Origin of the sequence: Jiella endophytica (assembly GCF_004519335.1) — a bacterium.
Lineage (GTDB): Bacteria > Pseudomonadota > Alphaproteobacteria > Rhizobiales > Rhizobiaceae > Jiella > Jiella endophytica.
Genome location: NZ_SOZD01000001.1, coordinates 768,586 through 792,302, shown reverse-complemented (window position 1 = coordinate 792,302; position 23,717 = coordinate 768,586). Strand labels below are relative to the sequence as shown.

The following is a 23,717-nucleotide window of genomic DNA, read 5'->3' as shown; positions in this document are numbered from 1 at the left end:
GCGGGCGATGAAGGGGCGCGGATCACGCCGCACCCCGCAGCCACTCAGGCCGCCGTCTGGTGGTGAGGCTTGGCCATTGGTTCGCGGCCCTTCAGCATCGCCTGCCAGTAGACCGGCGGCAGGATCTTCTCCTTCAGCAGCCAGGCGGTCTTCGACGGCTTCAGATCGTCGATGAACCATTTCGGAAAGCTCGGCACGCGCCGTCCGCCATAGGCAAATTCCGCCAGCACCACCTTGCCCCGCTCGACGGTGAGCGGGCAGGAGCCGTAGCCGTCGTAGATCGCCTCGTGCGGCTCGGCGATGAGGCCGAGATCGCGAAGCAGGTTCTCGGCGACCACCGGCGCCTGCTTGCGGGCGGCCGCCGCGGTCTTGGCGTTCGGCGCGCTCATCACGTCGCCGAGGCTGTAGATGTCCGGATAGCGGACGTGCCGCAATGTCGCCTGGTCGACCTCCACCCAGCCCGCCGCGTTGGCGAGCGGCGAGACGCGGACGAAATCGGGCGCGGTCTGCGGCGGCACGACATGGATCATGTCGAACGACTTCTCGACGATCTCGCGGCCGCCATCGGCGTTTGTGCGCTCGAACCAGGCGGTCCTGGCGGGCCCGTCGATCCGTTTCAGTTCATGATGGAAGGACAGATCGATGCCGTAGCGGCCGACATATTCCATCAGCGCCGGGACATAGTCCTTGACGCCGAAGAGCACGCCGCCGGCATTGAGGAACTCGACCCGGGTGTTCTTGAGGGTACCCCGGCGCTCCCATTCGCAGCAGGAGAGATACATCGCCTTCTGGGGCGCGCCGGCGCACTTGATCGGCATCGGCGGCTGGGTGAAGAGGGCGGTCCCGCCGGACATGCCCCTGACGAGCTCCCAGGTGTAGGGGGCAAGATCGTAGCGGTAGTTGGAGGTGACGCCGTTGCGGCCGAGTGTCGCCTCGAGACCTTCGATCCCCGCCCAGTTCAGCTTCAGCCCCGGCGCGACGATCAGCTTCTTGTATTTCACCACCCGGCAGCCTTCGAGGATGACGGCCTTCGCCTCGGGCTCGAAGGCCGCGACGGCGGCGCGGATCCACCGCACGCCGCCCGGGATCTGCGAGGCCATGTCCCGGCGGGTCTCCTCCGGCGTGAAGACGCCGCCGCCGACCAGCGTCCATCCGGGCTGGTAGTAGTGGATGTCGGCCGGGTCGATGATCGCGATGTCGAGATTGCCCATCCGGGCGAGCAGGCTCGCCGCCGCGGCGATGCCGCCGGCGCCGCCACCGACGATGACGATGTCGTGGCTGATTTCCGCCTCGTCGGTCGGCACCTGGCCGCCATTGGCGATGCGCCGGGTGACGCCGGACATGTCGTAGCCGGCCGCCTTGGCACGGGCGAGAATGTCGGGCAGCGGCCGCTGGCCGGCCTGGGAGAGCGCCCAGAGCGTCGTCGATCGCATGCCGGAACGGCAGAAGGCGACGATCGGTTTCGGCAGCTCCTCCATGGCCGCGCCGAACGTCGCCGCGTCCGCGTCGCTCACCTTGCCGGTTTCGACGGGGAGATAGCGGGCCTCCATTCCAGCATCTTTTGCCGCCCGTTCGATCTCGGCGAAGGTCGGCTGGTCGGCGCCTTCGCCGTCCGGCCGGTTGACGATGATGGCGCGAAAGCCCGCCGCCCTGAGACCCGGGATCTCGTCCGGGAAAACCTGGTCGCGGACCGAGATCCGGTCGGTGAGTTGCCTGGTGTCCATTCCTTCGCTCCTCCTGTCACTACAGCATCGGCCCGAAAACCGGATTTGATTTTCGGAAAGAACGGCGTTGTGATTCAACAACTTGGAGCGTCGTTCGTGCGTCCGTTCGGAAGCATGGCGCTCTCAATGTCGGCAAGCCGGCCCGGCCGGTGGTTGGGGTACCGGATCCATAGCCGGGCCGGCCGCCCGAACGCCGCCTCGTCTGTCGGGAGCGGCACTCGATCGCTGCTGTCTGCCTTCATGTTTCGATGCGGCCGGGCGTTCCCGGGGTCTTGCGGTCAGCCGGGCGTCGCCGGCGTCCCTTCACTCGGATCGTCCCCGGCCAGCCGCGCGACCGCGCCGACGCGTGCGAACACCGCCGCGCCGTTCAGCCGGCCGAGCCCCTTGCGCGGCAGTGCCGTCACCGGAGCCGGCGTGCCGCCGGCACAGAACAAGGCGTGCAGCGTCGCGACGATGCTGGCGGCCTTCGGATCGGCGAGGCTGTACACGACGTTCTTCGCTTCCCGCCGCGGCTCGATGATGCCGCCGTTGCGCAGCTCGCCGAGCTGCTGCGAGAGCGATGGCTGACGCAGCCCGAGCTCGCTCTCCATCTCGGCCACCGACATCTCGCCCTCGATGAGCCGGCAGACGATGGCAAGTCGCATCGGATGGCCGAGGCGCTTCAGAAGCGCCACCGCATCCTCGATGACCTCCGGATCGGGCAGGGGCCGTGCGCTATGCGTTGGCATAGTCATTTCGAGGTCTCCAGCCGGCGGGTACGGTAGAGCCAGTCCGAGACGCCGAGGCCGTCTTCGCGGGCCATGTCGGCAAAGTCGATGATCTCGTCGCCTGGCTGCCAGCCCTCAGGCGTCGCCACGTCGTGGCTGTCGGAGAGCTGCAGCGCCCGGACGGTCCGCAGGATCTCGGCGACGGAACGGCCGGTCGACATCGGATAGAACGAACTCATCCGCACGATCCCCTGCGGATCGATGACGAACAGACCGCGCACCGTCGCGCTCGACCCGGCCGCCGCGTCCAGCATGCCATAGGCCGCAGCGACAACCATCGACGGGTCTTCGCAGACCGGAAAGGGCACGGTCAGATCGAAGCGCTCCTCGATCGCCCGGATCCAGGCGAGATGCGAGAACAGGCTGTCGACGGAGAGGCCAAGCAACTCGCAGCCGATTGCCTCGAACTCGCCCGCCGCCCGCGCCAGGGCGACGAACTCGGACGTGCAGACGGGCGTGAAGTCCGCCGGGTGGGAGAAGAACACCAGCCAGCGGCCGCGATAGTCGGGCAGCGAAACCTCGCCCCTGGTCGAGCGGCAGGAAAACTCCGGCGCGGTGTCGCCGATACGCGGCTGCTGGATCGAAAGCGGGGACGACTGCGACATGCGAACTCCGTGTGGTTGATTTCAAAAATATGCAAACTGCAGCCCTTGTCAATATGTGAATTAACTAATTATATAGCGAGAGGACGGAGGCACGCGGGAAGTGTCCCATGCAACGGCGCAGGCGCCTGTGTCACAGCGTTTCTGATGAATATATAGAAAGATATAAAGACTGCCCGTCGTCACTCCAGCCGACCGCTGCCGGCCTCAACCGGTCCGGCTGATGGGCGACGGCGGCTCTGAAAATCCAACGCGAAGAGGAGGAATGTCCGATGACCTACCCAGTCCATCTCGACGTCAAGCCCGCCGTGAAGGGCTTCTTCGACCCCGCCACCAACACGATCAGCTACGTCGTCAAGGACCCGGCCTCGAATGCCTGCGCCATCGTCGATTCCGTCATGGACATCGACTATGCGGCAGGCCGGATCAGCTACGGTCATGCCGACGAGATCATCGCCTATGTCGAGGCGACCGGCCTCGAGGTCGACTGGCTGATCGAGACCCATGTCCATGCCGATCATCTGTCGGCGGCGCCGTATATCCAGGGCCGCCTCGGCGGCAAGATCGGCATCGGCCGGAACATCACGGTCGTGCAGGAGACCTTCGGCAAGATCTTCAACGAGGGCACCGAATTCCAGCGCGACGGCTCGCAGTTCGACCGGCTGTTCGACGACGGCGACACCTACAAGGTCGGCGCGATGGACTGCGTCGCGATCCACACGCCGGGCCACACGCCCGCCTGCATGACCCATGTCATGGGCGATGCCGCCTTTGTCGGCGACACGCTGTTCATGCCCGACGGCGGCTCGGCCCGCGCCGACTTTCCGGGCGGCGATGCCGCGACGCTCTACGATTCGATCCAGAAGGTGCTGTCGCTGCCGGACGAGACGCGGCTTTTCATGTGCCACGACTACGGGCCGAACGGCCGCGACATCCGCTGGGAAACGACGGTCGGCGAGGAAAAGGCCCACAACATTCATGTCGGCGGCGGCAAGACGAAGGAGGAATTCGTCAGGTTCCGCACCGAGCGGGATGCCACGCTCGACATGCCGAAGCTGATCATTCCGTCGCTGCAGGTGAACATGAAGGCCGGCGCGCTGCCCGAGCCGGAGAGCGACGGCAAGCGCTACCTCAAGGTGCCGATCGACGCGATCTGAGCATCGGCCTTCCTGGGGCGTTGCGGCCGGGCGGAGGACTTTCGCCCGGCGCGTCCGGCCCTCTGTGGCTGACGGCGCTCAAACTCTGCGCCGATGCCTCGGCGGGCTCCTCGTCTTGCTCAGCCGTTGCCGGAGAGGTGGCGCACGGCGATCGCCGTCGCCGCGGCGCGGTTCTCGACGCCGAGCTTGCGGAAGATCACCTCCAGATGCTTGTTCACCGTGCGCGGGCTGAGCGCCAGGATGTCGGCGATGTCGCGATTGGCCTTGCCCTTGGCAAGCCAGAGCACGACCTCGGCTTCACGTGCCGTGAGATGGAGGCTGCGCTGCAGGCTGGCGATGTCCTCCTCCATGCTTTCGCGGGTGATGCGGATAAGGAACTCGCTCTCGTCCGGCTGGCCGACCACAGTCACCGTCAGCCCGGAGGCGAGCATCTTCGATCCGCCCGCCCTCAGCATCTCCGCCGGCACGGGAAGCAGCTTCAACGCCCGCGGATCGTCGAGTGCCAGGAGTTGCCGCGCCTGCGGCGTCGCCCAGAGAAGCGCGCCGGCGCCGTCGACCGCGAAGAGATAGCGCCCGGCGGTGTCGAGGGCCTGCTTGGCGCCGCGGCTCGCCTTGGCGATCTGGTTGTGGACGCCGATGCGGGCGACGAGTTCCTCCGGCTTGATCGGCTTCGTGACGTAGTCGACGCCGCCGGCGGCAAAGGCGCGCACAATATGTTCGGTCTCGCTGAGGCCGGTCATGAAGATGATCGGGATGTCGGCGAGCTTCTCGTTGGCCTTGATCCATTCGGTGGTCTCGAAACCGTCCTTGCCGGGCATGATCGCGTCCATCAGGATGACGTCGGGCGTCACCCTTTCGGCGATCGAGACGGCGCGCGAGCCGTCCGGTGCGACGAGCACCGTCATCCCCTCCCGCTCCAGCGCCTCGACCAGGAAGGCCGCGGCCTCGGGCGAGTCTTCCACCGCCAGGACGACGAGGCGGGCGTCGGCGGGCTTAGGAGCCATGGGGCGGCCCGTCGAGATCGCGCCGGCAGGCCTCGTAGTCGAAGCGGAGCATGTGCTGGCGAAAGCGCGCGACGACGTCCCGTGTGCCCGGTCTGCGGGCCGCAATTTCATCGAGCTTTGCATTGATCCCCCTGACATAGCCAATGTCGAGCAGCCTTGCGAGTTCGGCCCGCTCGCCGTGTGACAGCGTTTCGCCGCGGTATTCCTGGTGCCGCGCCGGGACGGTTTCGACGTCGTCGCCCTCGAACCGCCAGGTGAGGGCGAGGGCCCGGCCGATCACGTCGACCAGCGCCGCGATCGACAGCGGCTTTGCCACCCAGTCGTCGTAGAGATGCCGGTCGAGCGAGGGCGGCCTGGCACCTGCCGAGATCATCACCACCGGCGCCGCGAGGCCCTTCTTTCGCACTGTGCGGGCCACGCCCCAGCCGTCGATCCCCGGCATGTTGATGTCGAGGAGGAAGAGGTCGGGTTCGCAGAGATCGGCCATTCGCAGGCAAGTCTCGCCGCCGTCCGCGGTCAGGACGGTAAAGCCGAGGGGTCCGAGGATCTCCTCGATCAGCTGGCGATGCACCGGCTCGTCGTCGGCCGACAGGATGGTCATCCGGCGGCCTTCGTAGCCGCAGATCCGGCGCCTGGCCTCGGGCGCCGCCTTGTCCTCGGCGGTGGCAGCGAGCATCAGCCGGACATGGAAGCGGCTGCCCCGCCCGAGATCGCTCTCGACGCGGATGTCGCCGCCGAGGATCTCGCTGAACAGCTTGGTGATCGTCAGGCCGAGCCCCATGCCGGGCGCCGCCGTCGAGCCTTCCAGGCGCTCGAACGGCTCGAAGATCCGCTCCAGATTGTCCGGCGAGATGCCGGGCCCGGTATCGGAAATGGTGAAGGTGGCGATCTGGTTGCGGTAGCGGATGCGAAAGACGATGCGCCCCTTGGCGGTGAACTTGATGGCGTTGGATAGCAGGTTGATCAGGATCTGCCGGACGCGCTTCTCGTCGCCGCGCACATGCTTGGGCAGCGGGTCGTCGACCTCGTAGACGAAGGCGAGGCCGGCATTGCCCGCCTGCAGCCGGAACATCTCGACGATCTGGGTGAGCAGCGGCTCGAGCGCGAAGACGTCGTGATAGATCTCGATCTTGCCGGCCTCGATCCGCGAGATGTCGAGGAGGCCGTCGATCAGACCGGCAAGGTGCTCGCCGGAGCGGCGGATGACGCGCAGGCCCTCGCGGCGCTTCTGGTCGATGTCGCTGTCCTCGTCGAGGATCTGGGCAAAGCCGAGGATCGAGTTCAACGGGGTCCTGAGCTCGTGGCTCATGCCGACGACGAAGCGGGTCTTGGCAAGGCTCGCCGCCTCGGCCTTCTCCTTGGCGAGCTGCAGTTCGGCGTCGGTCGCCCGGTGCGCCTCGATCTCCTGGGTGAGAAGCAGCGTCTGCCGGCTGGATTCCTCCTGCGCCACCCGGCGGCTCTCATGCGCAAGCACGAGCAGCCAGGAGGCGATGCCGATCAGGATGACGAGAACGACGAAGACCTGGACGAGGACCAGCGCCGAGGTGTCCGGATCGGCGTGCCGTGACAGCCGCGTCTGGAAATGGATGAGCGACAGCGCCGCGGCGCTGAGGCCGATGAGGATCGAGAAGATCGCCAGATAATGCCCTTGCGGGGAATCGACGAAGCGGGCGAGGCGCTCGGAGATCTTGTATCGCAGGCCACCGACGATCTGCTCGCGCACCCGGCTGCCGGTCTTGCAGAGGTCGTGGCAGCGCGCGTCGAGGGAACAGCAGAGCGAACAGATCGGACCGGAATAGGCCGGGCAGAAGGCCATGTCCTCGCGCTCGAATTCGTGCTCGCAGATCGCGCAGGCGATCGTCTCGATGCCGGCCCAGTCCTGTCGCGGATGGCGCGCGATGTAGAAGCGTCCGGCGGTCAGAATGGCGATCAGCGGCGAGGCGACGAAGGCGGTGAGAAGCGCCGCATAGACTGCAAGCGCCGCCGGCACCGCGCCGAAGATCCCGGTATGCAGCGTCAGACCGACCAGGATGCCGGCCCCCATCGCGCCGAAGCCGACGGGGTTGATGTCGTAGAGATGCGCGCGCTTGAACTCGATGTGGCGGGGCGAAAGCTGCAGCGGCTTGTTGACGACGAGGTCGGCGACCAGCGGCGCCACCCATGAGACCGCGAGGATGGCGTAGAGGCCGAGGATTTCTTCGAGCGCCTGGAGGATCCCCATCTCCATGAGAAGGACGGCGATCGCGACGTTGAAGACCAGCCAGACCACCCGGCCGGGATGGCTGTGGGTGAGGCGGGAGAAGAAGTTCGACCAGGCGATCGAGCCGGCATAGGCGTTGGTGACGTTGATCTTCGTCTGGGCGATGACGACGAAGAGGCCCATCACCACGACGGCGAGCTCGGGGCTGCCGAACAGCCGCTCGTAGAGTGCCGCATACATGACCGTCGGCTGATGCGCGTCAAAGGCCGGAAAGCCATTGCCGATCAGCATCACGGCGAGCAGCGAACCGGCGAGGATCTTGATCGCGCCGATGACGATCCAGCCTGGCCCGCCGGCGATCAGCGCCGCCCACCACGAGGCGTGGTGGCCCGGCGTGCGGCGGGGCAGGAATCGCAGATAGTCCACCTGTTCGCCGATCTGCGCCATGAGGGCGAAGAGGATCGCCGAGGCGCCGCCGAACAGCAGCAGGTCGAAATGGCCGTCGCCGCGGCTGCCCTGGAACTCCGTCCACTCCGCCACCGGCAGGCCGCCCTGCGAGCCGAGGATCGCGAAGGGCAGGAAGTTGAGGGCCAGCCACAGCGGCTGCGTCCAGGCCTGGAAGCGGCTGATCAGGCCGATGCCGAGGGTGACGATCGGAATGACCATCACCGCCGACAGGATGTAGCCGATCCACAGCGGCAGGCCGAACAGCATCTTCAGCGCCATCGCCATGATCGCCGCCTCGATGGCGAGGAAGATGAAGGTGAAGCAGGCGTAGATCAGCGAGGTGACGGTGGAGCCGAGATAGCCGAAGCCGGCGCCGCGAGTGAGGAGATCGATGTCGACCCCGTATTTCGCCGCGTTGTAGCAGATCGGCAGGGCCGCGCCGAAGATCAGGATCCCGGTGACGAGAAGGGCAGGGATCATGTTGGCGAAGCCGCAGCCGAGGATCAGCGAGCCGCCGATCGCCTCGAGCGCCAGGAAGGAGATGCCGCCGAAGGCGGTGGAGGCGATCTGGAACGGCGTGAACCGCCGGGCGCGCTTGGCGGTGAAGCGCAGCGCGTAGTCCTCCAGCGTCTCGTCGGCGACCCACTGATTGTAGTTTCGCCTGACCCTGAGGATGCGCTGCGGCGCCGTCACGAGGCGGTCTCCCGCCCGGTTCCCGAGCAGAGGACGAGGCCTGGTCCGGACTGGACATCGGGGCCGCTGGATCCGGTCAAAGACTCCACCTGACTACGTTCGAACGACTGCGCGCACGCCCCTACGCCCGAGTATGCGCGGCGCGCATCCCCGGCCTTACCGTACGTGCATGCGGGAGTGTCGCCGCATTTGTGCACTGCGACCATACGCCATTTGACGTATTGTTGCCGTGCAGCATCCGCCCCCATCCTCGGCCCTGTCAATCGCCGGGCGTCGCTCGGCCGGCACCCGTCCCGGCAATCCAATTCGACAGGGGGTTTTCATGCAAACCGACAAGAATGGCGCGGCCCCGCGCTCGATGCAGCGTCGCAAACTGATGATCGGCGCCGCCGCTCTGGCGCTCGGCATGGCCGCGATGCCGCGGCTCGGCCTCGCCCAGACGCCGCCGACGAGCGAGGTCAATACCACCGGTCTCGCCGTCACCGACGACACGGTGAAGGTGGGCATCCTCCACTCGATCACCGGCACGATGGCGATCTCGGAAACCGGCTCGGTGCAGGCCGAAAAGCTCGCGATCAAGCAGATCAACGACATGGGCGGCGTCCTCGGCCGCAAGATCGAGTTCACCCAGGAAGACGGGGCGTCCGACTGGCCGACCTTCGCCGAGAAGGCCAAGAAGCTGCTCGTCGAGGACAAGGTCGCGGCGGTCTTCGGCTGCTGGACCTCGGCGTCGCGCAAGGCCGTGCTGCCGGTGTTCGAGCAGTATAACGGCATGCTCTACTACCCGACCTTCTACGAGGGCCTCGAGGAGAGCCCCAACGTCATCTATACCGGCCAGGAAGCCACCCAGCAGATCCTCGCCGGCCTCGATTGGGTGGCCAAGGAGAAGGGAGCCAAGAGCTTCTATCTGCTCGGCTCCGACTACATCTGGCCACGCACCTCCAACAAGATCGCCCGCAAGCACATCGAGGATCACCTCGGCCTGAAGGTGGTCGGCGAGGAGTACTATCCGCTCGGCCACACCCAGTTCAATTCGGTGATCAACAAGATCAAGCTGCGCAAGCCGGACGTCATCTACGCCATCGTCGTCGGCGGTTCGAACGTCGCCTTCTACAAGCAGCTGAAGGCTGCCGGCATCGACATGACGAAGGAAAAGCCGCTGCTGATGACCATCTCGGTCACCGAGGACGAGATCCGCGGCATCGGCGGCGAAAACATCGAGGGCGCCTATGCCACGATGAAGTACTTCCAGTCCCTCGACAACGACAACAACAAGGCGTTCGTCAAGGCTTTCAAGGACATGTGGGGCCAGGACATCGTCATCGGCGACGTCACCCAGGCCGCCTATCTCGGTCCCTGGCTGTGGAAGGCCGCCGTCGAGAAGGCCGGCTCTTTCGACATCGACAAGATCAAGGAAGCCTCGCCGGGCATCGAGCTGACCACCGCGCCGGAAGGCTATGTCCGCATCCACGAGAACCATCACCTCTGGTCGAAGACCCGCGTCGGCCACGCCAAGGCCGACGGCCAGTACGAGGTCGTCTACGAGACCAAGGAGCTGATGGAGCCGGATCCGTTCCCGGAAGGCTACCAATAAGCCGGCTTAATCGGGTCGCGTGTCCCTGGCGGGCGCGCGGCCAGCGCCTCCAGCCGGGGCCGGTTCGGCCGGCCCGGCGCACGTCCATCCCCGACCTTTGCTCGAATTCGGAGCCTCCCGATGTTCGCGGACTACAGTTGGAGCGAGCTCGGATCGATCTTCGCCATGCAGGGCTTCGCCGGCCTGGTGCTGTTTTCGGTCTTCGTGCTCATGGCCCTCGGCCTCGCCATCATCTTCGGCCAGATGGGCGTGATCAACATGGCGCATGGCGAGTTCATGATCCTCGGCGCCTACGTCACCTATCTGTGCTCGAACTTCTTCCAGAGCACGGCGCCGGCGCTGATGCCGATCTCCTTCTTCATCGCCATGGTGCTCGCCTTCTTCGCCTCCGGCGCCCTCGGCATGCTGGTCGAGATGGGGCTGATCCGCTTCCTCTACAAACGCCCGCTCGACACGCTGCTCGCCACCTGGGGCCTGTCTTTGATCCTGCAGCAGGCCTACCGCACGATCTTCGGCGCGCGCGAGGTGGGCGTGACCTTGCCGGAATGGATGATGGGCTCGCTGCCGCTCACCGACATCATCGAGATCCCGATCAACGGACTGATCGTCATGGCGATCACCCTTGCCATCACCCTTGCGGTCTATCTCATCATGTTCCGCTCGCGCTTCGGCGCGAAGGTGCGGGCCGTGGTGCAGAACCGCCAGATGGCGGGCGCCGTCGGCATCGACACCGAAAGGGTCGATCGCTTCACCTTCGGCCTCGGCTGCGGCATCGCCGGCGTCGCCGGCTCGGCCTTCACGATGATCGGCTCGACCGGCCCGAGTTCCGGCCAGCTCTACATCGTCGACACCTTCCTCGTCGTCGTCTTCGGCGGCGCCACCAGCCTGATCGGCACGGTCGCCTCGGCCTTCACCATCTCCCAGGCCCAGTCGACCATGGAGTTCTTCCTCTCCGGCTCGATGGCCAAGGTCCTCACGCTGCTCACCGTGGTCGGCATCCTGATGCTGCGTCCGCAGGGGCTTTTCGTCCTCAAAGTCCGCCGCTGAGGAGCCCGTCATGACACCTCTACTCAACCCTCTGAAGAAGACCGAGCTGATCGGCTTCGTCATCCTCGCCGCGATCATCGTCATCCTGTTGCCCGCGGTGACCGATGCCTTCCGCCTCAATCTCGTCGGCAAGTATCTCACCTACGCCTTCGTCGCGGTCGGCCTGGTGCTGTGCTGGGGCTCGGCAGGCATCCTCTCCCTCGGGCAGGGGATCTTCTTCGGCCTCGGCGGCTACTGCATGGCGATGTTCCTGAAGCTCGAGGCCTCGACGCCGGAGGCCACCAAGATCCAGTCGACGCCCGGCATCCCGGATTTCATGGACTGGAACCAGGTCACCGAGCTGCCCTGGTTCTGGGAGCCGTTCCACTCCTTCGCCTTCACGCTTCTCGCCGTCGTCGCGGTGCCGGCGATCCTCGCCTTCGTCATCGGCTTCGCGATGTTCACGCGAAGGGTCGGCGGCGTCTATTTCGCCATCATCACCCAGGCGATCGCGGCGATCCTGACCATCCTGATCATCGGCCAGCAGGGCTATACCGGCGGCGTCAACGGCATCACCGACCTCAGGACGCTCCACGGCTGGGACATCCGCACGGATACGGCGAAGACGATCCTCTATTTCGTCAATGCCTTCCTGCTTCTCGGCGTCATCGCCCTGTCGATGCTGGTGCGTTCGTCGAAGCTCGGCCGCATCCTCGTCGCGCTGCGCGACAAGGAGGACCGGGTCCGCTTCTCCGGCTACGACGTCGCCGCCTACAAGATCTTCGTCTTCTGCTTCGCGGCGGCGATCTCGGGCATCGGCGGCGCCATGTTCACCCTGCAGGTCGGCTTCATGTCGCCCTCCTTCGTCGGCATCGTCCCGTCGATCGAGATGGTGATCTACTGCGCCGTCGGCGGCCGCTATTCGCTGATCGGCGCGGTCTACGGCACGCTGCTCGTCAACTGGGGCAAGACGACCTTTTCCGAGAGCTTCCCGGAGCTCTGGCTGTTCGCCATGGGCGCCCTGTTCATCGCCGTGGTGATGGCGTTCCCGAACGGTCTTGCCGGCATCTACAAGTCCCACGTCCAGCCGCTGTTCAAGCGGCTCGCCACCCGGAACTCCGACCGGCGCGACGCGCCGGCCGAAGCCCCCGCCGCGATCGCCGAGTGAGGAGGACGCCATGACCCACCCGACCGACTTCCTCCTCGCCGTCGAGGCCCTGACCGTCTCTTTCGACGGCTTCAAGGCGGTGGACGATCTCTCCTTCTATGTCGATCCCGGCGAGATCCGGGTGATCATCGGCCCGAACGGCGCCGGCAAGACCACGGCCCTCGACCTGATCTGCGGCAAGACCCGCGCCACCTCCGGCTCGATCCGCTTCCGCGGCAAGGAACTGACCCAGCTGAAGGAACATCAGATCGTCCATGCCGGGGTCGGACGGAAGTTCCAGAACCCCTCGATCTACGAGGACCTGACGGTCTTCGAAAATCTGGAGATCTCCTTCCCGCGCGGCCGCAGCGTCTTCGGCGCCCTGGCCTTCAAGCGCGATGCCGAGGTGATGGAGCGCGTCGAGGAGATCGCCGAGATGATCTTCCTCTCCGATCTCCTTGGCGAGCGGGCCGAATATCTCAGCCACGGCCAGAAGCAGTGGCTGGAGATCGGCATGCTTTTGATCCAGGACCCGGAGCTGTTGATGCTCGACGAGCCGGTCGCCGGCATGAGCGTCTCGGAGCGTATCAAGACCGCCGAACTCCTGCACCGGATCATCGAAGGCCGGTCGGTCATCGTCATCGAGCACGACATGAAGTTCGTCGAGGACATCGCCCACAAGGTGACCGTGCTGCACCAGGGCAGGGTGATCTCGGAAGGGCCGATGGCCCACGTCAAGGCCGACCCGAAGGTCGTCGAAGTCTATCTCGGTCACTGAGGACAAGCGCCATGCTCAACGTCTCCGGCCTCCACGTCGCCTATGGATCGAGCGAGGTGCTGCACGGCTTCAACTTCAACGTCGCGCCGGGCGAGATCGTCGCCATCATGGGCCGCAACGGCATGGGCAAGACCACGCTGATGAAGTCGCTGATGGGGCTGGTGCCGACGAAATCCGGCCGGGTCACCGTCGACGGCGCCGATCTCACCGGGTCGAAGAGCCACGAACGGGTCAAGGGCGGTGTCGGCTACGTGCCTCAAGGGCGGATGATCTTCTCGACCATGACGGTGCGCGAGAACATCGAGACCGGGCTCACCGTCACCGGCGAGAAGTCCGTGCCCGGCGACATCTACGAACTCTTCCCGGTGCTCCTCGAAATGAGGAAGCGCCGCGGCGGCAACCTGTCGGGCGGCCAGCAGCAGCAGCTGGCGGTCGCCCGGGCGCTCGCCTCGCGGCCGAAGGTGCTGCTCCTCGACGAGCCCACCGAGGGCATCCAGCCATCGATCATCCGCGACATGGCGCGGACGCTGAAGAAGATCCGCGACGAGAAGGGCCTGTCCATCGTCGTCTCCGAACAGGTCCTGTCCTTCGCCCTCGACATCGCCGACCGGGTGCTGGTGCTCGAAAACGGCGACCTCGTCCATGACGAGCCGATCGCCGCCGTCGACGAGGCGAAGGTCGCCAAGTTCCTGTCGGTCTGAGCCGTCCTCGGCCCGACCATCCCTGCCAGATCCAAAAAGCCGAAGGAGTGAAACGGCATGACCGATACGCTGATCAAGGTCGATCTCTCGCAGTCGCCCCACGCCAACGAAATGGTCCACAATCGCTGGCATCCGGACATTCCGATGGCCTGCTGGGTCAACCCCGGGGACGACTTCAAGGTCGAGACCCACGACTGGACGGGCGGGCAGATCAAGAACGACGACAGCGCCGAGGACGTCCGCGACGTCGAATTGGAGCAGGTGCACTACCTGTCCGGCCCGATTGGGGTGAAGGGCGCCGAGCCCGGCGATCTCCTGGTGGTCGACATCCTCGACATCGGCGCCTTCGAAGACAGCCTTTGGGGCTTCAACGGCTTCTTCTCGCTGAAGAACGGCGGCGGCTTCCTCGACCAGCACTTCCCGCTGGCGCAGAAGTCGATCTGGGACTTCGAGGGCATGTTTACCAAGTCCCGCCACGTGCCCGGCGTGCGCTATGCCGGCCTGATCCATCCCGGTCTCATCGGCTGCCTGCCCGACCGCAAGATGCTCGATGCCTGGAACAGCCGTGAGAAGGCGCTGTTCGACACCGACCCCGAGCGCGTGCCGACGCTGGCGGCCCTGCCCAATACCCAGTCCGCCCATATGGGCAAGCTGAAGGGCGAGGCGAAGGAGAAGGCCGCGCTCGAGGGCGCGCGCACCGTGCCGCCGCGCGAACATGGCGGCAACTGCGACATCAAGGATCTGTCGCGCGGCTCGAAGGTCTATTTCCCGGTCTATGTCGACGGCGCCGGGCTTTCGATGGGCGACCTGCATTTCAGCCAGGGCGACGGCGAGATCACCTTCTGCGGCGCCATCGAGATGGCCGGCTGGCTGCATATCCGGGTGTCGCTCCTGAAGGGCGGCATGGCGAAATACGGGATCAAGAACCCGATCTTCAAGCCGTCGCCGATTGCCCCGAAATACGACGACTTCCTGATCTTCGAGGGCATCTCGGTCGACGAGGCCGGCAAGCAGCATTTCCTCGACGTCCATGTCGCCTATCGCCAGGCCTGCCTCAACGCCATCGAGTATCTGAAGAAGTTCGGCTATTCCGGTGCCCAGGCCTATTCGATCCTCGGCACCGCGCCGGTCCAGGGGCACATCTCGGGCGTCGTCGACGTGCCGAATGCCTGCGCGACGCTGTGGCTGCCGACCGACGTCTTCGAATTCGACATCATGCCGGGCAATGACGGGCCGACGAAGTTCCTCGACGGCTCCGTCGACATGCCGATCGCCGAGGACGTCTGATCCGATGCCCTTCTACGACTATGCCTGCAAGGATTGCGGCACCTTCACCAGCCTGCGCCCGATGGCGCAGGCTGCGGAGCCCTGCGACTGCCCGGCATGCGGCACGAGCGCCCGGCGGGTGATCCTCACCGCGCCGTGGCTCTCGACCATGGATGCCGGGCGGCGCTCGGCTTTCGCCACCAACGAGCGCAGCGCCAACGCGCCGAAGTTCGCCTCGCAAGGCCATGGCGGCAAGCACGGGGCGGGCTGCGGCTGCTGCTCGCCCTCCCGACCGAAGGCCGGCGCCGCCGCAGCGGCAGCCGGCGCCGCCAAGACTTTTCCGGGCAAGCGGCCCTGGATGATCAGTCACTGATCGATCGTCTGCCGCGCAGAACCAGAGAACCGCGGGGCGGGGAGGGAACTGGCGACAGAAGCCTGCCCTCTCCCTGTCCCGCGGCGTTTTGCCTTCGATCGCGTCGCGGCGTTGAGAGCGGCGAGGCGCCCGCGTCAGGCTTTCGGTTCGCGCTGGACCAGCACCGAGGCGAGCGCCAGCAGCCCCGATCCGAGCATCAGCACTACCGAGACCGCGTTGAGCACCGGCGTCGAGCCGGCCTTCACCATGCGGTCGTACATGGTGATGGTCAGCGGCGCGTCGGAGCCGACCAGCATCAGCGTCGTGTTGAAGTTCTCGAAAGAGACGAGAAAGGCGACGACGAAGGCCGAGAACATCGCCGGATAGAGGAAGGGCAGGGTGACCGTCGCAAGGACGCGCAGCTTTCCGGCGCCGAGATTGAGCGCGGCCTCCTCCAGCGCCATGTCGAACTTCTGCAGCCTTGCGGCGATGACCAGCGAGGTGATCGTCGTCAGGAAGGAGAACTGGCCGAGCACGATCAGCGGGATGCCCGGCCGCAGCCAGGTGATGAACAGCCCGAAGTTCAGGTCGATCCAGTTGGCGATCATCGAGGCGAGGACGAGAATCGAGATGCCGAGAATGACCCCCGGAATGACCAGCGGGATGATCAGAAGAATGTAGGCAAGGCCCTTTAACGGGAACGCCCGCCGCTCGAACAGGAAGGCGTTGCAGGTGCCGGCGGCGACCGACAGGGCGGCGACGATGACGCCGATATAGAGCGAATTCTCGAGGCCCCGCAGCAGCCTCTCGTCGTGGAACAGGCCGAGCTTCGGCTCGACCGGCGAGAAGAACCAGTCGAGGGTGAAGCCGTTCCAGGGGAGCGAGGGAAACAGCGAGTCGTTGAAGGCGAACACCCCGGCGGCAACCAGCGGCGCCACCAGGAACAGGAAGAAGACGACCATATAGGCGCGGTAGACGAGGCGAAGGCCGGTGGAGCTCTGCATCGGCTCAGTCCTTCGCCACGGTGGTCGCAAGACTCTGGCCGGTGAGCTTCAGCCCGAGCCAGACGACGAAGGAGGTGAAGACGAGCAGCGTCACGCCGAAGGTCGCGCCGGCCTCCCAATTGTAGCGGGTGATGAACTGGTTGTAGATCTGCTCGGTGAACCAGCTGGAGTTCTTGCCGCCGAGAAGCACCGGCGTCAGATAGCTGCCCGCCGTCAGCATGAAGGTGATGATGCAGCCTGACACGATGCCGGGCATCGCATAGGGCACGATGATCCGGCGAAACACGGTGAGGCGGCTGCCGCCGAGATTGTAGCCTGCCTCCAGCAGGGCATCGTCCATCCCCTGCAGCGTCGAGGTGAGCGGCACGATCATGAACAGGACGACCGTATAGACCAGCCCCATGACGACCGTCGCGTCGTTGTAGAGCATCTCGACCGGCTGGCCGATGATCCCCAGCGCGACCAGCGTCCGCGAGACGACGCCGGTCTCGCGCAGCAGAACGATCCAGCCATAGGCGCGCACGAGGTCCGACACCCAGAGCGGGATCAGGCACATCAGGAACAGCGCGGCGCGGCTCTTCTGCCGGGCGATCTTGGCGATGTAATAGGCGACCGGAAAGCCGACGACGAGGGCGAGCGCCGTCACCACGATCGACATCCAGGCGGTGCGAAACAGCGTATTGCGGTAGACCGGCTCGGAGATGAAGTCGACGTAGTTCTTCAGGCCGTAGTGGAACTCGTCGTAGCTGACCTTCTCGCGCAGCGAGACGTAGCCGATGCCGATCTGCGGCAGGATGATCAGAAGGCCGATCCACAATAGGAACGGCGTCATCAGGAGGGTCAGCGACAGCTTGCCGGCATCGCGCCCCATCAGGCGGTCCTCCGGGCGAAGGCCCGCGCCCGCGCCGGGGAAAAGCCGACGGAAACGCTCGCGCCCGGCGTGAGTTCGCCGCTCTGGCCGGGATCGGCGACCTCGACGAGCTGGCCGCGCTCGGCCTTGACGAGGATGCGGGAATTGGCGCCGTTGAAGAGGAGGCTGTCGACCGTGCCGGCGATCCGCGTTCCCTCTGCCGTCTCGCCGATCCGCATCGCCTCGGGGCGCACGAACACCTCGACCGCATCGCCCACCGCGCTGTCGTCGGCGCGGCGCGCCTCGACCGCGCCACCGCCGTCGAGTTCGACCCGGACTTCGCCGCCGCGGATCTCGGCGATCTTGCCGGCAAGGCAGTTGGCGTCGCCGACAAAGCCTGCGACGAAGCCCGAGACCGGATCGTCATAGAGCTCGCGGGGCGTTCCAATCTGCTCGAAGCGGCCGCGATTCATCACCGCCACGCGGTCGGACATCACCAGCGCCTCGGACTGGTCGTGGGTGATATAGAGAAAGGTCGTCTCGAACTGGTGCTGCAGCTGCTTCAGCTCGATCTTCATGTGCTCGCGCAGCTTCAGGTCGAGCGCGCCGAGCGGTTCGTCGAGGAGGAGGACGTCCGGCTCGAGAACCATGCAGCGGGCGATCGCGATCCGCTGGCGCTGGCCGCCGGAGAGCTGGCCGATCTGCTTTTCCTCGACCCCCGGCAGCCCGACCCGCTCGAGTACTCGGGCGACCTTCGCCGGGATCTCCGCCTTGGCGTCGCCCCGGCATCTGAGGCCGTAGGCGATGTTCTCGCCGACATTCATCATCGGGAACAGCGCCAGGTGCTGGAACACCATCTTCACATTGCGCTTGTTGGGTGGCAGCGAAAGGACGCTCTCGCCCTTGATCCTGATGTCGCCGCCGCTCGGCGTCTCGAAGCCGGCGATCATCCGCATCAGGGTGGTCTTGCCGCAGCCCGACGGCCCGAGGATGGAGAAGAACGAGCCGGACGGAATGTCGAGCGAGACCTCGTCGACGGCGACGAACTTGCCGAAGGCCTTGGTGACGCGGTCGCAGCTCAGATCGTACATGGGCGGTTCCGGTGATGGATGGGCATCCGGCCGGGGCGAGCGGGCCGCCCCGGCAACTGTCTCGTCGGGTCTGACGGAGGCGGCGGTTACTCCGAGCTCGCCGCCTTGATCCGCTCGAGCGCGATGCCTTCCATGTCTTCCAGCCCCGGAGGGATGTTCGCGAAGAACTTCAGATTGTCGAGATCGGCCTGGGTGAAGGCGGCCTTCACGGCCTTCTGCTTGTCCTCGGGCAGGAGATCGATGCCGTTCGGCACGGCGGCGATCGCGCCGGTCGATGCCGACATGATCTTTACGTTCTCGGGCTTCAGGACGAAGTTGATCCACTTGTAGGCGGCATCGTCCGCCTCGCCGCCGCGCGGGATGGCGAAGGTGTCGATCCAGGCGAGGGCGCCGGTCTTCGGCGGCACGAAGACGATGTCGGGGTTCTCGTTGTAGATCTTGTAGGCGGTGGAATCCCACGTCTCGGCGACCACCACCTCGCCGGAGAGCATCAGCGCCGAAAGATCGTCGCCACCCGTCCAGTAGGTCTTCACGATCGGCTTGCAGTCGATCAGCTTCTTGGTGACCTTGTCGAGCATGTCCTGATAGGCGGCCTTGTCGGCATAGAGCTCGAACGGGTTCATCCCCATCGAGAAGGCCGTGCCGAGGAGGATCGTGCGGCGAAGGCGCATCGAGGTGCGGCCCTTGTATTTCGGATCGCACAGATCGCCGAAGCCGGTGACGCCGGAGGTCTCCTTCATGTTGGCCATGACGCCGGACGTGCCCCACTGATGCGGCACGGCATAGACCTCGCCGTCGATCGTGGTGTTGGCCTTGACGCCTTCGAGAAGGTTCGGCGTCATCGCGTCGGTGTCGATCTTCGACAGGTCGAGCGGCTTGTAGATCCGGTATTCCTTCTGCGCGGCGAAGATCCGGTCGTGGCTCGGCTGGGCGAGATCGTAGCCGGTGCCGCCGGTGGCGCGCAGCTTGGCGATCATCTCCTCGTTGTTGGAAAGCGTCACCTCGACGTCGATGTCGGGGTTTTCGGCCTCGAACTTCTTGATCAGTTCCTCGGGCGCGTAGCCGCCCCAGGTCAGCAGCCGCAGCGTTTCCGCCTCGGCGCTGCCGATGGTCAGGGCGAGTGCCGATGCAGCAAGTAATGCGCGTAACGTCGATGCCATGATCAGTCTCCCAGGTTGAACGAAGTTCTCTTCCGAAGGTCCTTGCTTTCGGCCAATCCGCAAAATGAAGCGTCGAAACGGTCTTTCACAAAGAGCCATTTTCTGCGTTGTGGCAAACCAATCGGCATGCCGGTCCGACTTTGGCAGATCGCCGGGCGCCCGCCTATCGGATGTTCCGACCAGCCGCTTTGCTCCGGCATGCAACGCCCATCGCCGTCGCCGCCCGTCAAACGCCGAGCCGATCGAGCAGACGGTATGTCTCGACGGCAGCCGGAAGAAACCATGGCCGTCCGAGATAGAGCGGCCGGGTCGGGAAGTCGGGACGCGACAGGGCTGTCTCGCCCTCCGGACGGCCAAGGATCCGCAACCCCGCCTTGTGGCCGAGATAGGAGGCCATGCCGACGCCGGAGCCGCAATAGCCCATGGCGTGGTGGACGCGGCCGCGCTGCCCGGCATGGGCGAGGGCATCGAAGGTGTAGCCGACATAACCCATCCAGGAGTGGCTGATCTTCGCGCCCGCAAGCTCGGGAAACAGCCCGACCATGACCGATCGCAGCCGTCGTGCGGCGCTCTGCGGATCGGTCTCGCCGGCGCTCACCCGGCCGCCGAAGATCACCCGCCGACCGTCCGGCGAGGGGCGATAGTAGTAGATCACCCGGCGGCTGTCGGAGGCGATGCGCCCGGTCGGAAACAGCGGCGAGACGAGCGCCGGATCGAGCGCCTCGGTCGCAATGACGTAGCTGCCGACCGGCAGGATGCGGGCACGATGCCACGGCGAGAGCCTGCCGGAATAGCCGTTGGTCGCCAGCATCACGTCGCGCGCCGCGACATCGCCGTGCGGCGTCTTGACCGCCACCCGGTTCGGCCGCTCCTCCAGAGCCAGGGCCTCGGTATGGGGCGCGAAGGTCACCCCGGCGCCGATCAGGCGCTCGACGAGCCCGGCGTGATAGCGCCCCGGATCGAGCGCGGCGTGATCGTGGAACACTGCGCCGCCGTGATAGGCGTCGGTGCCGAGCTCCTCCCGCTGGCGATGGCGCGGGACGAGGGTGATGCGGTCGCCGTCGGCGAGCCTTGCCAGATCCTCGAAGGCGCGCGGCGTCGCAGCGGCATGGAACCGGCCGCAGGGGCGAAAATCGCAGGCGATCGCTTCGTTGTCGACAAAGCGCTCGACGAAGCCTCGCGAGGCGACGCCCTCGGCGAGGATCGCTGCTGCCGTCTCGGCGCCGTGGCGGCGGGTGAGGGTGGCGAGACCCGGCTTGATCGAATGGCTGATCTGCCCGCCATTGCGGGTGGAGCAGCCTTCGCCGATGCGGCCTTTGTCGAGCATCAGGACGCTGCGGCCGGCCCGCGCCAGCACCAGCGCAGCATGGCAGCCGGTGTAGCCGGAACCGATGACGACGGCGTCCACCTGCTTCGGCAGCGATGCCGGGCGCTCGATCGCTCGGAGCGGCGAGGCGTCCCACCAATAGGGCGTGGCGAGGGGGCCGGCAGTCTGCATCTAGCCGATCCTCGCAGCGACGCTCTTGACGCGCAGATAGTTGCGCAGCGCCGCCATGCCCTTTTCGCGGCCGAAGCCGGATTGCCTGTTGCCGCCGAAGGGCACTTCGATGCCGCCGGCGAAATACTCGTTGAGGAACACCTGTCCGGCGTCGATCTCGCGGGCGAGGCGGTGCGCCGCGCCGAAATCGCGGGTGTAGACGCCGGCGACAAGGGCGTAGTCGGTGCCGTTGGCAAGGGCGAGCGCATGGGCCTCGTCCTCGGCCAGCTGCACTGTCAGCACCGGGCCGAAGATCTCGTCCTTGACCAGAGGATCGGTCTCGGGGACCGCGTCGAAGATCGTCGCCTCGAAGAACCACCCTTTGCCGGTTTCCGGATCGGTGGCGGCCCGGCCGCCGATTGCGGGAGCCAGTCCGCGGGCCTTGGCGGCCTCGACCTTTTCAGCGACGCGGCCGAGATGGGCCTTCGAATTCAGCGGCCCGAGGGTCGGCCGGGTGAGGCCATGACTCATCTTCAGGGCCGCGGCCCTTTCGATCACCCGTTCGAGCAGGGCGTCATGGGCGCCGCGTTCGACGATCAGCCGGGAGCCTGCCGAACAGATCTGGCCGGCATTTTCGAAGATCGCACCGATCGCGCCATTCGCCGCGGCATCGAGATCGGCGTCGGCAAGGACCACCAGCGGCGACTTGCCGCCGAGTTCGAGAACGACGGTCGCAACGTTGCGGGCCGCTGCCTCCATGACGCCGATGCCGGTCGGCACCGAGCCGGTGAAGGTGACGTGGCGCACCCGCCTGTCGGCGACGAGCGGCGCGCCGGCGGCAGGTCCCGTCCCGGTCACGGCGTTGCAGACGCCGTCCGGCAGGCCGGCCCGCGACAGCAGTTCCGCGAGCATCAGCATGGTCAGCGGCGTCGTCTCTGCCGGCTTGGCGACCACCGTGCAACCCGCCGCCAGCGCCGGTGCGATGCCTCTCGCCGCCGTCGAGAGAGGATAGTTCCACGGAATGATATGGGCCGTCACGCCGACCGGTTCCGGCACCGAATAGCCGAGATGATCGGGGCCGAGAGGGAAGGTCGCACCCTCGATGGTGTTGGCGCAGGCGCCGTAATATTCCAAGGCCCGTGCCGCGCCGGAAACGTCGCCGAGCGCTTCCTGCAGAGGCTTGCCGCTGTCGAGGCTCTCGACGAAGGCGAAGCGCTCCTTCTCCGCTCTCAGAAGTCGGGCCGCCTCGGCAAGGATCGCGCCGCGGGCGGAGGGCTTCGTTCGGCCCCAGCCCGGCTGGGCAGCGTTCGCCGCCGCGACCGCCCGGTCGACATCGGCTTCGTCGCCGGCAGCGAAGGCGTGGAACGGCGCCGCGCGGCCGGCATCGAAGCTCTCCATCCGTTCGCCGGAGGAGGGCGCCGCCCAGGCGCCGGCGATGAAATGCTGCGACGGCAGGTCCGGCAGTTCGCCGCGTTCGAGATAGTTCGCGATGTCGCGGTCGAGGCTCATCAGGCTTCCACTTCGCTTGCCTTGTAGATCGACTTCGCCAGCCATTCCGGCGAGATCTCGACCCCCCAGCCGGGTGCGTCCGTCACCGTCGCCATACCGTCCTCGATCCGGTAGGGGTCGTTGGCGTAAAGGCCGGTCTGCCAGGGGTAGTAGTCCAGGCCCTCGATCGCGAATTCGAGATATTTGCCGGCGTTCGGGATGGCCCTCAGAAGATGCATGGTGAAGAGCGTCACCAGGCCGAGATTGGCGCAGTGCGGCGTCACCGGCATTCCCGCCTTTTCGGCCATCCTGGCGACTTCGAGGGTGCGGCCGATGCCACCGAGATAGAGAATGTCCGGCTGGGCGATGTCGACCGCGCGCATCTCGATCATCCGGCGCCAGACCGGCAGCCAGCAGTCCTGCTCGCCGCCGGTGACGTCGATGTCGATACCCGCCAGCGCCTCGCGGACTTCGCGGGTCTGCTCGAGTTCCCAGTAAGGGCAAGGCTCCTCGAAATGCGTCACGCCGTGGTCGGCGAGCATGCGGCCGTAATGGATCGCCGCCTCGGGTGCGTAGCAGGAATTGGCGTCGGCCAGGAGGCTGACGTCCTCGCTCTTGAAGGCATTGGTGATCGCCGGGATGATCGCCTCGGTGCGGCCCTCCCATTCGTCAAGGCCGCGGCCGCATTCGGCGCCGATCCGGTATTTGAAGGCGGTGAAGCCCTGTTCACCCCGCACCCGGCGAAACCGCTCGACCTCGTCCTCTGGGGTGATGTCCCGCTTCATCGACGAAGCATAGGCCCGCAAGGGGCCGGGCGTGCCGCCGAGAAGCACCGTCACCGGCACGCCCTCGGCCTTGCCGCGCAGGTCCCAGAGCGCCGTCTCGACACCGCCGACGGCGCGGCAGACATAGGAGCCGGGAAACTTGTGCTCGCGCTCGAAGACCCGGGCAAAGCAGTCGTCCTGGTCGATCATCTCGACACCGAGGACATGCGGCGCCACCTGCCGGTGCAGGATCTCGCAGGTGATGTCGGAGTGATAGGTCGAGACCTGGCCCCAGCCCGTGTGCCCCGCCTCGTCGGTGACGCGGACGAAACCGACGAATTCGTTGGCGAAGGTTTCGATCTTCACGAGGCGCATTGCCGTCCTCCCATCTTCTGCCGAAAAGAATGGTTGCAAACTGGTCTGTC

At 66.1% G+C, this 23,717-nt stretch carries 20 protein-coding genes; 8 read left to right on the top strand and 12 right to left on the bottom strand.

Going from position 1 to position 23,717, the window contains the following annotated elements:
• Positions 1–44: 44 nt before the first annotated feature.
• The 3 genes from E3C22_RS03685 to E3C22_RS03675 all read right to left on the bottom strand — a co-directional run bounded on the left by E3C22_RS03685 (position 45) and on the right by E3C22_RS03675 (position 3,096).
• Positions 45–1,724 carry a bifunctional protein tyrosine phosphatase family protein/NAD(P)/FAD-dependent oxidoreductase gene (locus E3C22_RS03685; protein WP_134760312.1) on the bottom strand — a complete coding sequence of 560 codons (1,680 nt, stop codon included), beginning with the start codon at positions 1,722–1,724 and terminating at the stop codon, positions 45–47.
• A 278-nt stretch (positions 1,725–2,002) separates the two neighbouring features.
• Entirely contained in the window at positions 2,003–2,458 is a 456-nt protein-coding gene (locus E3C22_RS03680; protein ID WP_134760310.1) for an ArsR/SmtB family transcription factor, read from the bottom strand.
• A complete protein-coding gene (locus tag E3C22_RS03675) occupies positions 2,455–3,096 on the bottom strand; it encodes a peroxiredoxin (RefSeq protein ID WP_134760308.1) in 642 nt (213 codons plus the stop codon). The genes E3C22_RS03680 and E3C22_RS03675 overlap by 4 nt, the downstream gene beginning before the upstream one ends.
• Positions 3,097–3,365: 269 nt before the next feature.
• On the opposite strand from E3C22_RS03675, the gene E3C22_RS03670 reads away from it, so the two are divergent.
• Positions 3,366–4,250: an MBL fold metallo-hydrolase gene (locus tag E3C22_RS03670; protein WP_134760306.1), complete on the top strand. Its 885-nt coding sequence runs from the start codon at positions 3,366–3,368 to the stop codon at positions 4,248–4,250.
• Between the two features lie 119 nt (positions 4,251–4,369).
• On the opposite strand, the gene E3C22_RS03665 is transcribed toward E3C22_RS03670, so the two are convergent.
• Together E3C22_RS03665 and E3C22_RS03660 are read right to left on the bottom strand one after the other, a co-directional pair.
• Positions 4,370–5,254, bottom strand: a complete 885-nt coding sequence (locus E3C22_RS03665; RefSeq protein WP_134760304.1) for a response regulator transcription factor — start codon at positions 5,252–5,254, stop codon at positions 4,370–4,372.
• Positions 5,244–8,594, bottom strand: coding sequence for a hybrid sensor histidine kinase/response regulator (locus E3C22_RS03660; RefSeq protein ID WP_134760302.1), 3,351 nt, complete (start codon positions 8,592–8,594; stop codon positions 5,244–5,246). The genes E3C22_RS03665 and E3C22_RS03660 overlap by 11 nt, the downstream gene beginning before the upstream one ends.
• 406 nt (positions 8,595–9,000) lie before the next feature.
• Between E3C22_RS03660 and urtA the strand changes: the two genes are divergently transcribed.
• From urtA to E3C22_RS03625, 7 genes are all read left to right on the top strand, one after another.
• Positions 9,001–10,188, top strand: coding sequence for an urea ABC transporter substrate-binding protein (gene urtA / locus E3C22_RS03655; RefSeq protein WP_134760931.1), 1,188 nt, complete (start codon positions 9,001–9,003; stop codon positions 10,186–10,188).
• 120 nt (positions 10,189–10,308) lie between these two features.
• A complete protein-coding gene (gene urtB / locus E3C22_RS03650; RefSeq protein ID WP_134760300.1) occupies positions 10,309–11,235 on the top strand; it encodes an urea ABC transporter permease subunit UrtB in 927 nt (308 codons plus the stop codon).
• Positions 11,236–11,245: 10 nt separating this feature from the next.
• A complete protein-coding gene (urtC, locus tag E3C22_RS03645; RefSeq protein ID WP_134760298.1) occupies positions 11,246–12,382 on the top strand; it encodes an urea ABC transporter permease subunit UrtC in 1,137 nt (378 codons plus the stop codon).
• Between the two features lie 10 nt (positions 12,383–12,392).
• On the top strand, positions 12,393–13,139 hold the full coding sequence (gene urtD, locus E3C22_RS03640; RefSeq protein WP_134760296.1) for an urea ABC transporter ATP-binding protein UrtD: 747 nt from the start codon (positions 12,393–12,395) through the stop codon (positions 13,137–13,139).
• Positions 13,140–13,150: 11 nt separating this feature from the next.
• The gene (urtE, locus tag E3C22_RS03635) at positions 13,151–13,840 is read left to right on the top strand and encodes an urea ABC transporter ATP-binding subunit UrtE (protein WP_134760294.1); all 690 of its coding nucleotides are present in this window, start codon (positions 13,151–13,153) and stop codon (positions 13,838–13,840) included.
• A 57-nt stretch (positions 13,841–13,897) separates the two neighbouring features.
• Positions 13,898–15,127 carry a formamidase gene (gene fmdA / locus E3C22_RS03630; RefSeq protein ID WP_134760292.1) on the top strand — a complete coding sequence of 410 codons (1,230 nt, stop codon included), beginning with the start codon at positions 13,898–13,900 and terminating at the stop codon, positions 15,125–15,127.
• A gap of 4 nt (positions 15,128–15,131) precedes the next feature.
• Positions 15,132–15,479: a zinc ribbon domain-containing protein gene (locus E3C22_RS03625; RefSeq protein ID WP_134760290.1), complete on the top strand. Its 348-nt coding sequence runs from the start codon at positions 15,132–15,134 to the stop codon at positions 15,477–15,479.
• A 134-nt stretch (positions 15,480–15,613) separates the two neighbouring features.
• Here E3C22_RS03625 and E3C22_RS03620 read toward each other — a convergent pair whose 3' ends face one another.
• The 7 genes from E3C22_RS03620 to E3C22_RS03590 all read right to left on the bottom strand — a co-directional run bounded on the left by E3C22_RS03620 (position 15,614) and on the right by E3C22_RS03590 (position 23,667).
• Positions 15,614–16,462, bottom strand: a complete 849-nt coding sequence (locus E3C22_RS03620; protein ID WP_134760288.1) for an ABC transporter permease — start codon at positions 16,460–16,462, stop codon at positions 15,614–15,616.
• Between the two features lie 4 nt (positions 16,463–16,466).
• A complete protein-coding gene (locus tag E3C22_RS03615) occupies positions 16,467–17,333 on the bottom strand; it encodes an ABC transporter permease (RefSeq protein ID WP_134760286.1) in 867 nt (288 codons plus the stop codon).
• Complete coding sequence (locus E3C22_RS03610) at positions 17,333–18,403, bottom strand: ABC transporter ATP-binding protein (protein WP_134760284.1); 1,071 nt, start codon at positions 18,401–18,403, stop codon at positions 17,333–17,335. The genes E3C22_RS03615 and E3C22_RS03610 overlap by 1 nt, the downstream gene beginning before the upstream one ends.
• A gap of 86 nt (positions 18,404–18,489) precedes the next feature.
• Positions 18,490–19,563 (bottom strand): extracellular solute-binding protein, encoded by a 1,074-nt coding sequence (locus E3C22_RS03605; RefSeq protein WP_134760282.1) that lies wholly within the window; start codon positions 19,561–19,563, stop codon positions 18,490–18,492.
• A gap of 226 nt (positions 19,564–19,789) precedes the next feature.
• On the bottom strand, positions 19,790–21,061 hold the full coding sequence (locus tag E3C22_RS03600) for an NAD(P)/FAD-dependent oxidoreductase (protein WP_134760280.1): 1,272 nt from the start codon (positions 21,059–21,061) through the stop codon (positions 19,790–19,792).
• Positions 21,062–22,549 (bottom strand): aldehyde dehydrogenase family protein, encoded by a 1,488-nt coding sequence (locus E3C22_RS03595; protein ID WP_134760278.1) that lies wholly within the window; start codon positions 22,547–22,549, stop codon positions 21,062–21,064.
• Positions 22,549–23,667 (bottom strand): mandelate racemase/muconate lactonizing enzyme family protein, encoded by a 1,119-nt coding sequence (locus tag E3C22_RS03590; RefSeq protein WP_134760276.1) that lies wholly within the window; start codon positions 23,665–23,667, stop codon positions 22,549–22,551. Before E3C22_RS03590 ends, E3C22_RS03595 begins: the two co-directional genes overlap by 1 nt.
• Positions 23,668–23,717: the final 50 nt, after the last annotated feature.